Below are 12,249 nucleotides of genomic sequence, written 5' to 3'. Positions count from 1 at the left end.
AATCGCGACGATCCGCACGCCGCTGCCGAAACGCGATTCCGGCCACGGGGCGTGCCGCACATGCGGGACGGACGGCTGGCGATCCGCATCGTGCTGCTTTATTATCGGCTCCGTATCGCGGAATCGTCGTCGCGGCGGCGAACCGCATTGCGCCGCGCCCGGCATCCACCCCCATCGTCGAGCTCGCCACACCATGAGAAAAACAATGCCGCGCGCGCCCTTGCGCGTCGCCGCCGCCCTGGCGCCCGCCCTGCCGCTCGCGGGCTGCGCATCGCGCGGCGCACCGTCGTACGTGCTGTTCGGCGCGTATTTCCCGCTCTGGCTCGTCAGCGCGATCATTGGCATCGTCGGCGCGATCGTCGCGCACCGCATATTCGTCGCGACCGGCTGGGCCGCCACGGTCCCTTACCAGCTTGCCGTCTGCACCGCGATCGGGCTCGTGGTCGCCGTGATCGTCTGGCTCACCGGCACGGGGCCGTTCGCATGAAGGCCGCCGGAACTGCCCGCCCGTCCATCAAAGGCCGTGCGATCGCGCTCGCGATCGTCGCGCTCGGCATCGCGGCGCTCGCATACGCGTACCACCGCACGACGGCCTACCCGTCCACCGACGACGCGTCGATCGACTCGGACGTCGTGCATGTCGCATCGCCTGTCGGCGGGCGCATCGTGCGGCTCGCGGTGCATGAAAACCAGCGCGTCGCCAAAGGCGACCTGCTGTATGAAATCGATCCGGTGCCGTACCGGCTGACGGTTGCGCAGGCGCAGGCCGATCTCGAGCTCGCACGCGCATCGCTCGACACGCGCCGCCGGTCGCTGATCGGCGAGCGCTCGAACGCGGCGGTCGCCGCCGAGCAGGTCAAGCGCGCGACGCAGAACGCCGACCTCGCGACGCGCGACGTGAACCGGCTCGCACCGCTTGCCGCGCAGGGCTACGTCAGCGCGCAGCAGTTCGATCAGGCGAAGGTCCGCCAGCGCGACGCGGCCGTGTCGCTCGCGCAGGCGCAGGAGCAGCAGCGCGCGTCCGCGCAGACGATCGGCGACGACGCCGACGCGATCGCGACGCTGCATGCGCGCGAGGCCGCGCTGGCCCGCGCGCAGCACGCGCTCGACGACACGGTCGTGCGCGCCCCGCACGACGGGCTCGTGACGGGCCTGAGCGTGCTCGCGGGCGAAACCCTCGCACCGAACCAGTCGATCTTCACGCTGATCGACGCAAGCGAATGGTTCGCCGTCGGCAATTTCCGCGAGACGTCGCTGAACCGCATCGAGCTCGGCGACTGCGCGACCGTCTATTCGATGATCGACCGCAGCCGCCCGATGACGGGCAAGGTCGTCGGCATCGGCGCGGGCATCGCGGACAGTGCTCGCATCAACCTGCCGCGCTCGCTGCCGATCGTGCAGAACTCGGTGAACTGGGTGCACGTCGCGCAACGCTTCCCCGTGCGCGTGAAGCTCGACGAACCCGACGGCAAGCTCGTGCGCGTCGGCGCCAGTGCGATCGTCGAGGTCCGGCATGGCTCAGCCTGCCGCTGAGGTCCGCTCGCCGGGCCCGCGCGAAGTCCTGCGACTGCTCGCGCCGTTTCCCGGGCGCACGGCGATGGCCGTGCGCGTCGCGCTGATCTGCGCGCTCGTCGTACTGGTGACGAGCGGGTACGGCACGCCGGAGGCCGCGATCTCCGTATACGTCGTGTTCTTCCTGAACCGCGCGGACCGCGTGACGAGCGTCGTGCTCGCGGTCGCGATGCTGCTGCTCGTCACGGTCGTCATCGCGCTCGTGATGGGCGTCGCGATCTTCAGCATCGACTATTCGATCCTCCGCGTCGCGTGCATGGCCGTGCTGTCGGTCGGCCTGCTCTACCTGACGTCGGCAAGCAAGCTGCGCCCGGTCGGCGCGATCCTCGCGATGATCGTCGGCTTCGGGCTCGACCAGCTCGGCCTGGCGCCGTTCGGCGAAGCCGCGACGCGCGCGCTGCTCTATGCGTGGCTGATGGTCGCGATCCCGGTCGGCGTCGCGATCGTCGTCAACCTGCTGATCGCACCGTCGCCGCGCAAGCTCGCGCAGGCGCAGCTCGCGAAACGGCTGCGGCTCGCCGCCCGGCGGCTGCGAGGCGATGACGGCGACAACGCGCTCGCCGCGTTCGACGCGAGCCTGCGCGAAGGCGACAAGCAGTTGCTCACGTGGCTCAAGCTATCGAAGCTCGAAGGCTCGTCGGCGGCCGTCGACGTCGTCGCGCTGCGGCAGGCCATCGCATCGAGCACCGCGCTGCTCGTCGCGGTCGCGCTCGCCGACCGCGAACCCGACGCAAGGCTGCCCGACACGTTTGTCGAGCCGATCGCAACGACGCTCGACGACATGGCCGCCATCCTCGAACGCGGCGGCTATCCGGTCGAGGTGACGCTCGCGCTGCCGGCAGCCGATACGCTGCCGCCGCTCGCGCGCGTCGTCGCAACGGATCTGCACACGGCGATCACGCATTTCGCGGAACCGGCCTTGAAGGACGCATCGGCCGATACGGCCACCGCCGACACCCGTGCCGAGCCCGCCGCACCGCCTGCGCCGCCCGCCCCCGGCGGCGGCTTCTTCCTGCCCGATGCGCGCACCAATCCCGACCACGTCCGCTATGCGCTGAAAACGACGGTCGCCGCGATGTTCTGCTACTTGCTGTACTCCCAGCTCGACTGGCCGGGCATCCACACCTGCTTCATCACCTGCTACATGGTGTCGCTCGGCTCGACGGCCGAAACGGTCGAGAAGCTGACGCTGCGCATCGCCGGCTGCATCGTCGGCGCGCTGATCGGGACGGCCGCACTCGTGTTCGTCGTGCCGTCGCTGTCGTCGATCGGCGAGCTGATGGCGCTCGTGTTCACCGGCGCGTGGCTCGCCGCGTGGGTCGCGTTCGGATCGCCGCGCATCGCTTACGCGGGCTTCCAGGTCGCCTTCGCGTTCTTCCTGTGCGTGATCCAGGGCGCGGGCCCCGGCTTCGACCTCACGCTCGCGCGCGATCGCACGATCGGCATCCTGCTCGGCAACGTGGTCGTGTATCTCGTGTTCACGCGCATCTGGCCGGTCAGCATCGGCAAGCAGATCGACACGGCGCTTACGGCGCTGCTCGACCAGTGGCGGCGCCTCGCGCAGATCGCGCAGCCGGCCGAGCGGCGCGCACTGGCCGCCGAAGCGTTCGCACGCCACGGCGCGATCGCGCAGGAGCTCGGCCTGATCCATTACGAACCGTCGTGGGTGAGGCCGGCCGCCACGTGGCTCGCCGCGCGACGGCGCGCACTCGCGGAACTCGGCGCGCTCGAAGGCCCGCTGTTCCTGCTCGCCGAACGCGCTCCGGGCGACGCGGCGATCGGCGATCGGCTCGCACGCGTGGTCGACCTGCGTGACGGCGAAGCCGCGCCTCATGCGGCCTCCCCCGCGCCGCCGGCCCCACCGCCGGGCGCCGCCCCCGCTGCCCCCATCGACCCCGCACGCGACGCGCTGCTGAACCTGATCGACACGCGGCTCGCGCACATCGCCGACGCCGCCCGTCAAGCCACACCGAAGGAGCCTGTTCCCCATGCGCCTACCTGAACCGCCGGCCGCCTCGATCGCCGCCGCCGCCCTCGCGACCGCCGTCGCACTGGCCGGCTGCGCGACGTCGTCGATCGATCTGGCGCCGGAGGCGTCCGACCGCCCGTGGCAGCCGCAAACATCGGCCGCGGGCGACATCGTGCCGGCACCGCCGCTCACGACCGCGCAAGGCGCGCACGACTACACGCTGCCGGCCACGCCCGCGCTCGCGTCGGTATCGCCGCCTGCCACGCTCGATGCCGCCCATGCGTACACGCTGCCCGAGCTGATCGATCTCGCCGAGTCGGCGAACCCGCTGACGCGCATCGCATGGAACGACGCGCGCAACGCGGCGCTCGCGGTCGGCATCGCGAAGGCCGCGTACCTGCCGAACCTTTCGGCGACCGCGATGGGCGCGTACCAGACGAGCCACGGCTCGACGTCGACGCTCCTCGGCGACGCGTCGAGCAACACGACCGTGCACGGCACGATCTCGGCGCTGTCGCTGCAATGGCTGCTGTTCGATTTCGGCGGCCGCGCGGCGCGCGTCGAAGCGGCCGAGCAGGCGTCGATCGCGTCGAACGTCGCGTTCACGGCCGTGCACCAGCAGGTGATCCACGACGTGACCGTCGCGTATTACCGGTACGAAGCCGCCCGCTCGCGCGCGGTCAGCGCGCAGCAGGGCCTCGCGAACGCGGACGCGATCCTCGCGGCGTCCCGCGCGCGGCTCAAGCATGGCATCGGTACGGTCGTCGAGCTTGCGCAGGCCACGCAGAACCGTGCGCAGGCGAACCTCGCGCTCGTGCAGGCGAGCGGCGCGGAAAGCGACAGCTACCTCGCCCTCGTCTCCGCGCTCGGCATCTCGCCGCTGTCGAAGCCGACGATCGCCGCGCTGCCGAAACGGCCGCTGCCGCCCGCGCTCGGTTCGTCGGTCGACGCGATCGTGTCGGACGCGATCGCGCGCCGCCCCGACCTGCAGGGCGCGTTTGCGCTCGAACAGGCCAATCGCGCAAAGATCAAGGCCGCGGAAGCCGCGTTCATGCCGAAAGTCTTCCTGTCCGCTTCGACGTCGTATGCAAGCGGCGGCACGGCCATCACCGCACTGCCTGCGATCGGCGACCAGGCGCCGACCGTCAACCTGAACGGCAGCCGCTACGGCGGCGGCGTGTTCCTCGGCGTGACGATTCCGCTGTACGACGGCGGCCTGCGCTCGGCGGTGCTGATGCAGGCGCGCAACGACGCGCAAAGCGCGTCCGCGCGCCTCACGCGGACCAAGGAGGAAGCCGTGCGCCAGGTCGTCGCCGCGCAGAACGCGGTGCAGACGAGCCTCGCGTCGCACGACGCGGCCAAGGCGCTCGTCGATGCCGCCCAGACGAGCTACGACGCGGCGCTGACCGCGTACCGCAACGGTGTCGGCTCGGTCACCGATGCGACGATCGCGCAAAGCCAGCTGCTCGCGGCCCGCAACGCGGAAGTCGACAGCTACGCCGGCGCGCTGTCGGCCGCCGCCGCACTCGCGCTCGCGACGGGGACGATCGGCGCGTCGCAGTAGCCGTCGCCGTGACGCACCGGCCGTTCGCGGCCGGCCACCGGACGGGTTGACGCCTGCGCGGGCGGCCCACTAGAATGCCGCCCATTCTTCCTTCAGGAACCATCGTGGACAGTTGCAGCACTCCGTTGCGTGCGCCGCTTGCCGCCTGAACGCCTGTCCGACGCAGTTCTCCTGCCGCGGCTCGCGTTCCGCGAGCCCGCATGCCATCCGTTTCACACTGAATGACGCATTCGCGCGGTACAGTACCGCGCGATGACGGCCATCGTGCCGCGTTCGGCCTCGCGCCGCCGCGACGCGGGCCGGCATGCGCACTTGGCACGGCAGAACAAACATGACTCTCGATTTCGCACTCCGTCTTTTCACTGCGTTCGCCTGCGGCGTCGCGATCGGCCTCGAACGCCAGATGCGGCAACGCACGGCCGGCCTGCGCACGATCACGCTCGTCGCGAGCGGCGCCTGCCTGTTCGTCACGCTCGGCGTGCTGACCGGCAACGGCGTGGCCGGCGTCACGCAGATCGCCGCGTACGTCGTGTCGGGCGTCGGCTTTCTCGGCGGCGGCGTGATCATGCGCGACAAGGGCTCGATCCAGGGCATCAACACGGCCGCGACGCTGTGGTGCTCGGCCGCCGTCGGCGTACTGGCCGGCTCCGGGCACTTCGTGCCGGCACTGGCCGGCACGGGCGTCGTGCTGCTCACCAACACGGTGCTGCGCGGCGTCAGCCAGGCGATCAACGCAACCCCCGTGTCGAACGCCGACCTCGTGCGCGAATACCAGATCACGGTGATCTGCCTGGACGCCGACGAAGTGCACATCCGCACGCTGCTGTCGAATTCGATGTACGCGAAGCCGCTGTCGTTCCAGAGCCTGACGAGCGAAGACGTGCCCGACCAGCCGGACCGCCTGAAAGTGACGGCGACGCTGAAGCTGCACCCGAAGGATCAGCAGAAGCTCGAGCAGATCGCGAGCCGAATGAGCATGGAGAAGAGCATTTCCAGCGTGAGCTGGACCGCGAAGGAAGCGGAGCCGATGATGGAGTGAGCGGCGGCGGCGGCCGGCGCGGCACGATCGCCCCGCCGCCAGCGCCGGATCAGGGTGTATCGATGAGTCCGGCCGCGATCGCCTTGACGACCGCCTGAACCTTGTTGGTCGCGCCGAGCTTCTCGAGGATGTTGTTCACGTGGAAGTTGACCGTGCGCTCCGAGATGCTGAGGATCTGGCCGATCTCGCATGCGGTCTTCCCCTCGGCCGTCCAGCACAGCACCTCGCGCTCGCGCGCGGTCAGCGTGACGCTCGACTCGGGCGACAGCTTCGGCACCATGAAGCGGCTCATCAGCGAATGCGACAGGTTCGCGAGCCAGTTGGTCTGCAGCGTCAGCATGTTGATCTCGGCCGGCGTGAGCCGGTCCGCGTGACGCGCGATGCTCAACAGCCCGAACGCGCCGCGCGCCGCCCAGCTCGACTGCGCGACGCCCACCGACAGTCCGTAGTCGCGCGCGTCCTGCCACAACGGGCACGGATCGATCCGGTCGACGTCCGGCCAGACGATCATGTTGGTACTGAGCGCGCCGTCGCGAACCGTCGAGTCGATCTCGATGTAGTTCTGCGCCTGATAGTGCGCCATCCAGCCGTCCGGATAAGTATTGAAGATCGCGACGGCCGGCTTCGACACCGGCAGCGGCACGCGAATGCCGTAACAGCAATATTCGAAGCCGAGGCGTTTAGAATAAGCGGCGATCCGCTGGAAGAGCTGCTGCTCGTCTTCCGCGGCGCTGAATTGTTGGTAGGCATCCTGCCAGCGCAGTTCCATTCATTCTCCGACAACGTTACGCTGTCATACCTGTCAGGTGCCAGCGCCGGTTCGGGGCTGATACATTCCGCGCATGACTTCACCTTTGTTGCATCCGGTCCGCGGCCCGTCTCCGGACGGCTACGTGCGCCTGTCCGAAAGCGCACTGGCCGCGCTCGTGCTCGACCACGTCGCGAGCGGCCTCGATGCATCGCTGCTCGCGGAACTACGCGACAGCGCCATCGACGCGCGCCTGGCCGGCTACACCGAATGGCATCGCCCGGCCAGTGCCGGCGTCGCATACCTGACGGTCGGCTGGGACTGGTATCTCGAGCGCGCGACGGGCACGTTCGTGATCGCGGGCGGCGACGTGCGCAGCAACATCATGGCCGTCGACGCCACCGGCGCCGATCTCGGCATGTTCCGCACCGCCGCCGTGCTCGCCGCGCGGCTCGCACACGTCGACTGGCCGGCCGCGGTCGCATCGTCGCTGCTCGGTCGCAACGACGCCTATCATGCCGGTCCCACGCTCCAGTGACAACCGGCCGCGCTTTCCTCTGACATTTCCGTACGACTGGCGCTCTTTATAAGCAAAAGCCGCCCGCATTTCAATCCCGCCGATCAGGAAACCGATACCATCGGTCAAATGGTATCGGCCACCCTCACCCTGTAAGAGTTACTAGTTACCGCCCCCTCGGGACGCGCGCTGTAATGCGTGCATACCAAAGTACAGATCCGAGGACACCATGCGGACCTTCGTTCACGAGGAAGGGCGGTTGCCACACGAACTTGCAGCGGATCTCGGGCGCTATCGGCGCCGCGTGTTCGTCGAACAGCTCGGTTGGGCGCTCCCGTCGGCGAACGAAAGTTTCGAGCGCGACCAGTTCGATCGCGACGATACCGTCTACGTGTTCGCGAGAAACGCCGACGGCGACGTGTGCGGATGTGCGCGCCTGTTGCCCACCACGCGCCCGTATCTGCTGAAGTCGCTGTTCGCCGACCTGATCGCCGACGACGTCGCGCTGCCGGAATCGGCAGCCGTCTGGGAGCTGTCGCGGTTCGCTGCAACCAGCGACGAAGGCGCTCCGGGCAATGCCGAGTGGGCCGTCCGCCCGATGCTCGCCGCGGTCGTCGAATGCGCGGCGCAACTGGGCGCGCGGCAGTTGATCGGCGTGACGTTCGCGAGCATGGAGAGGCTGTTCCGCCGGATCGGCGTGCACGCGCACCGGGCAGGCCCCCCGAAACCGGTGGACGGTCGTCTGGTTGTCGCGTGCTGGATCGACATCGATCCGCAAACGTTTGCCGCACTTGGAATTGAGCCGGGACGGGCTGCCCGGCAGGCCATCGCCGCCTGAGCCGGAACGCGCGTAGTCCGGCCGGGCGGAACCGTAACGAAGGAGAACCACCGTGGACCAGTCTCAGGTCTTTCGCGCGATGATGCCCGGGTTGACGGGTACCGGCGGCGCCCGCATCACAGTCACCTACCCGTCGTTTCCGCGGCCGCTGCCGCTCGTCCGGCTCGATCGCAACGGGCTCGTGTTCCGGGCGGCCGGCGCGGCACCGCTCGTGTGCGGGTTGCCGCGCGCGGCGACGCTACTGGTTGCGGACGAGCCGCTCTGCTCGCTGCGCCTCGTGATCCGCGACGTCGCCGCTATCGGCGACGGCCAGCACGACCTGACGATGCAGCCGTCCGGGGCCACCGGCGACGAACTACTGTGGCACGCGCTGCGCGACCGCGAACCGTACCGGCAGATCGGGCAGCCGCTTGCGCCCGTCGACGCAGCCATGGCGCCGAACGGCGAGCCGCAGGCCGCCGGCGCCACGCGGCGTCCGTCGCGCAGTGCGGCGTTCCGTCTGCGCTGCCGCAGCGATGCGCTGTTCTTCGCCGACTGGCTCGAATATCACTTCGACGAGCTGCGCGCGCTGTCGCAACGGCACGGGCCGCAATTGCAGCTCAAGCAGTTGCAGCGGCAAGTCACCGACGACGAGGTGGGCGTGCGCTTCGTCTACGACATCGACGGACACGCGACGCGGCACGCGCTGACCGACTGCGCGCGCGAGGCCTGTGCGTGGATCGAGATGGAAATGCGCGACAAGTACGCGGTGCCGGTTGCGCAGGAGCGGTTCGGCGCGTTTGCGGCGCATGCATGGGTGGCCGGAATGTGAGAGCGGCAGCGGCTTCGCGGACACAGCCAGGAAAACTCACCAACGTTGCGTTGCACAATTACAACTAGGGCTTGCCAGCCCTCGGGTTTTCCCTTAAAATTACATCCGTCTCCTCCATGTCTCCAAACATGGATTCAGCCCGCTCCAGTAGCGGGCTTTTTCTTGCCCGCGATAATTTATCGGGGACACATCATCTCCGCTATCCGCCCATGGTCCGCACACCTGGCCGGCCCCGGACAGCAGTATTGGGATACATCCGGACAGACGCTCGACGAAGCAGACGGCTACCGAAAAGGCTGCAAGGCACGAAATCCAGATGAGACAAGGGGCTCCGAAGAGCCCCTTGTTTTCGTTACTCGTTTTCTTCGAAGTAATGCCCGAACTTCGCCTGCTTGGTCCGGATGTAACGCTCGTTTTCCTCGCGTACGGGTACCGCAAGCGCCACGCGTTCGCAGACGGGAATGCCGTGCTTCACGAGCGTGTCGAACTTCTTCGGGTTGTTGCTCATCAGTCGCACCGACGTCACACCGAGGATCCGGAGGATCGCTGCGGCCGAGTCGTATTCGCGGGCGTCGTCGGGCAAGCCGAGATCGAGATTCGCCTCGACGGTGTCGCGCCCCTGCTCCTGCAACGCGTATGCACGGATCTTGTTGCTCAGGCCGATGCCGCGCCCTTCGTGGCCACGCAGATACAGCAGCACGCCGCGGTCTTCCGCCGCGATGTAACGCAGCGCGAGATCGAGTTGCTCGCCGCAATCGCAGCGGTAGGAGCCGAACACGTCGCCGGTCAGGCATTCGGAATGCAGCCGCGTCAGCACGGACTGCTCGCCGGTGACGTCACCCATCACGAGCGCGAGATGTTCGGCATCGCTGCCCGATACGCGGAATGCGTACGACGTGAACGTACCGTAGCGCGTGGGCAGCGACGCGGTGGCGACGAGTGTCACGCACTCGTCGGCCTGGCCATTGCCCTGCGTGGGCGATTGGGGACGCGAAGACATCATGAATTCAATCGAAACGATCAGGAATGTAGGAGTTGTGTGGATAGTGCGTGCCCGGAGTTTACCGCTAATCTGGAAACGTCACGCGACTGCCGTAGCAGGCCCGGCTATACTGGGCCCATCGGGTGCCGCGCATCACGCCCTGCCTTCCCTGCATCGTCCCGCACACGGAGAAAGCAAATGAGCACGACTGTCGCGCAAATTCTCAAAGCCAAGCCGGATTCCGGCCGCACGATCTACACCGTCACGAAAGCCGATTTCGTCTATGACGCCGTCAAGCTGATGGCGGAAAAGGGCATCGGCGCATTGCTGGTCATGGAGGGCGACGACATCGCGGGCATCGTCACCGAGCGCGACTACGCGCGCAAGGTCGTGCTGCAGGACCGTTCGTCGAAGGCCACCCGCGTCGAGGAAATCATGACGGCCAAGGTGCGCTACGTCGAACCTTCGCAATCCACCGACGAGTGCATGGCGCTGATGACCGAACACCGGATGCGCCACCTGCCCGTCCTCCAGGACGGCAAGCTCATCGGCCTGATCTCGATCGGCGACCTCGTGAAGAGTGTGATTGCCGATCAGCAATTCACGATCAGCCAGCTCGAACACTATATCCACGGCACCCCGGCGGTCACGTCCGTCTGACCCATCCCAGCAAAAAAGGCCCAAACGCGCGAGCGTCTGGGCGGAAAAGCCGCCGGAATGCGGCGACGGAGGTTCTGCTCTGCTGACGCAGACGCGCGCGAGTAGCGCGCGTCCCGTCGGTCACATGCTGTGCTCGGGCAGACCCGGGATGTTCAGTTGCCGAAGTAGACGGAGTTCACGGGATTCGGGGCTTCACGCGTCATGCGGCGGCCCGACTGGCCTGCGCCCGTCGCTACCGCGCCATAGCCGCTCGTGTCGGCTTGGGCGAGCATCGGCTGGTTCGGCTGGATGCGTTGTTCAGCGGCCTGGATGTTCTGCGGATATTGCGCATCGCTCGCGAGCGGCTTGTAGCCGTTCTGTTCGAGTTGCACGAGTTCGGCCCGGACCTGGTCGCGGGTCAAGCCCTGCTCGGACTGCGCGAACGATGCGATCGGGGCGGCAAGCACGGATGCAGCGATCGCTGCGTAGATGATCGACTTCATGGTGGACCTCCGAAATATGTTCTCTTTTGGCGTCGCTTCCGGCGGGACTGTCTGAAGCGATGGATCAAGTGTAGTGCTCGCAATACCAAGGGGAAACCCTTGGTTTGAACATACAGCGTTGCATTTTCGGAAAAAATCGACCGGTGACACCGCGCGATATCGTCATTACTTAAATCATTTCCACAACAATGCCTGACGAAAGGCCGACAGCCTAATCACCGATCCGGAAGGTTGTGTTGTAGAATCGTAAGGTTTTATTCGCCCGTCGATACCCTATTCACCATGCACGCGCCCACGCCTCTCTCGGTTTCGCTGTCCGGCCCGGCCGGCGTGCGTGCGCGCGCCGGCCATCCGGCGCACCCCTGCCTTCGACGCACGGCCCAGGCACCGCTCGCCCCTGCCCGGCGCCTGATCTGACAGCACGGCCTCCTCCCGGAGCCAGGTCAGACAGGCTCCGGGCGATCCCCATAGGCACGCCATGCCTGCCCCATGCCGATCATTTGGAGAACTGCCATGAAACAACGCCTTTACCAGTTGACCGAACTCGACGTCGCCCGTCTCGAGAAGCACGCCGAACACAACCCGCGCTTCCAGACGATGCTCGACACGCTGCTCGAGCGCGCGGATATCGTACAGCCCGACGCCATCAAGGCGAACGTCGTCACGATGAACTCGCAGATCACGCTGCTCGACGAAGCGTCCCAGGAACAGGCCACCTGGACGATTGTTTATCCGGATGCCGCCAATCTCGAACTCGGGCGCCTGAACGTGTTCTCGCCGGTCGGCATGGCGCTGCTGGGCACGCAACGCGGTCAGTTGGTGAAGGTGTTGCAGCCGAGTGGCGTCGAAAAGCTGATGAAGGTCGCGGCGATCGTGTTCCAGCCGGAAGCCAACGGCGAATACACGCGCTGATCCGTCAGTCAGCCGCAACCTGCGCGGAATGCAAAAAGCGAGGCCTGTGCCTCGCTTTTTTCATCCCGACGATCCGGATTGTCGTCATCGCATTTCACAGGCGAAAAAAAAGGCGCCCGAAGGCGCCTTTTTCGATGCTGCGAAGCTGGTTACCC

At 67.3% G+C, this 12,249-nt stretch carries 13 protein-coding genes; 10 read left to right on the top strand and 3 right to left on the bottom strand.

The window, feature by feature from the left end; all coding sequences use genetic code 11:
• The first annotated feature begins 193 nt into the window (after window positions 1-193).
• From DIE11_RS29770 to DIE11_RS29745, 5 genes are all read left to right on the top strand, one after another.
• Window positions 194-487: a hypothetical protein gene (locus DIE11_RS29770; protein WP_124628967.1), complete on the top strand. Its 294-nt coding sequence runs from the start codon at window positions 194-196 to the stop codon at window positions 485-487.
• Window positions 484-1,533, top strand: a complete 1,050-nt coding sequence (gene mdtN, locus DIE11_RS29765; RefSeq protein WP_124628965.1) for a multidrug transporter subunit MdtN — start codon at window positions 484-486, stop codon at window positions 1,531-1,533. Before DIE11_RS29770 ends, mdtN begins: the two co-directional genes overlap by 4 nt.
• Window positions 1,514-3,574, top strand: a complete 2,061-nt coding sequence (locus DIE11_RS29760; RefSeq protein ID WP_124628963.1) for an FUSC family protein — start codon at window positions 1,514-1,516, stop codon at window positions 3,572-3,574. The genes mdtN and DIE11_RS29760 overlap by 20 nt, the downstream gene beginning before the upstream one ends.
• A complete protein-coding gene (locus tag DIE11_RS29755) occupies window positions 3,561-5,105 on the top strand; it encodes a TolC family protein (RefSeq protein ID WP_124628961.1) in 1,545 nt (514 codons plus the stop codon). Before DIE11_RS29760 ends, DIE11_RS29755 begins: the two co-directional genes overlap by 14 nt.
• A 331-nt stretch (window positions 5,106-5,436) precedes the next feature.
• Complete coding sequence (locus DIE11_RS29745) at window positions 5,437-6,144, top strand: MgtC/SapB family protein (RefSeq protein ID WP_124628959.1); 708 nt, start codon at window positions 5,437-5,439, stop codon at window positions 6,142-6,144.
• Window positions 6,145-6,193: 49 nt separating this feature from the next.
• On the opposite strand, the gene DIE11_RS29740 is transcribed toward DIE11_RS29745, so the two are convergent.
• Window positions 6,194-6,913, bottom strand: a complete 720-nt coding sequence (locus tag DIE11_RS29740) for an autoinducer binding domain-containing protein (RefSeq protein WP_124628957.1) — start codon at window positions 6,911-6,913, stop codon at window positions 6,194-6,196.
• 73 nt (window positions 6,914-6,986) lie between these two features.
• Here DIE11_RS29740 and DIE11_RS29735 point away from each other — a divergent pair, with 73 nt between their 5' ends.
• From DIE11_RS29735 to DIE11_RS29725, 3 genes are all read left to right on the top strand, one after another.
• Window positions 6,987-7,430, top strand: a complete 444-nt coding sequence (locus tag DIE11_RS29735) for a DUF4902 domain-containing protein (protein WP_124628955.1) — start codon at window positions 6,987-6,989, stop codon at window positions 7,428-7,430.
• Window positions 7,431-7,638: 208 nt separating this feature from the next.
• Entirely contained in the window at window positions 7,639-8,247 is a 609-nt protein-coding gene (locus DIE11_RS29730; protein WP_124628953.1) for an acyl-homoserine-lactone synthase, read from the top strand.
• A gap of 52 nt (window positions 8,248-8,299) precedes the next feature.
• Window positions 8,300-9,058, top strand: coding sequence for a hypothetical protein (locus DIE11_RS29725; RefSeq protein WP_185633845.1), 759 nt, complete (start codon window positions 8,300-8,302; stop codon window positions 9,056-9,058).
• A gap of 352 nt (window positions 9,059-9,410) precedes the next feature.
• Here the strand turns inward: DIE11_RS29725 and ribA are convergent, their stop codons facing one another.
• The gene (gene ribA, locus DIE11_RS29720) at window positions 9,411-10,061 is read right to left on the bottom strand and encodes a GTP cyclohydrolase II (protein WP_059468449.1); all 651 of its coding nucleotides are present in this window, start codon (window positions 10,059-10,061) and stop codon (window positions 9,411-9,413) included.
• Window positions 10,062-10,238: 177 nt separating this feature from the next.
• Here ribA and DIE11_RS29715 point away from each other — a divergent pair, with 177 nt between their 5' ends.
• Window positions 10,239-10,700, top strand: a complete 462-nt coding sequence (locus tag DIE11_RS29715) for a CBS domain-containing protein (protein ID WP_124628951.1) — start codon at window positions 10,239-10,241, stop codon at window positions 10,698-10,700.
• A gap of 152 nt (window positions 10,701-10,852) precedes the next feature.
• Here DIE11_RS29715 and DIE11_RS29710 read toward each other — a convergent pair whose 3' ends face one another.
• Complete coding sequence (locus DIE11_RS29710; RefSeq protein ID WP_059468447.1) at window positions 10,853-11,182, bottom strand: DUF4148 domain-containing protein; 330 nt, start codon at window positions 11,180-11,182, stop codon at window positions 10,853-10,855.
• A gap of 513 nt (window positions 11,183-11,695) precedes the next feature.
• Between DIE11_RS29710 and DIE11_RS29705 the strand changes: the two genes are divergently transcribed.
• On the top strand, window positions 11,696-12,094 hold the full coding sequence (locus tag DIE11_RS29705; protein WP_059608488.1) for a GreA/GreB family elongation factor: 399 nt from the start codon (window positions 11,696-11,698) through the stop codon (window positions 12,092-12,094).
• Window positions 12,095-12,249: the final 155 nt, after the last annotated feature.

The sequence above is a fragment of the Burkholderia sp. Bp9012 genome, from assembly GCF_003853825.1.
Lineage (GTDB): Bacteria > Pseudomonadota > Gammaproteobacteria > Burkholderiales > Burkholderiaceae > Burkholderia > Burkholderia diffusa.
This window is presented reverse-complemented; position numbering and strand designations above follow the sequence as displayed.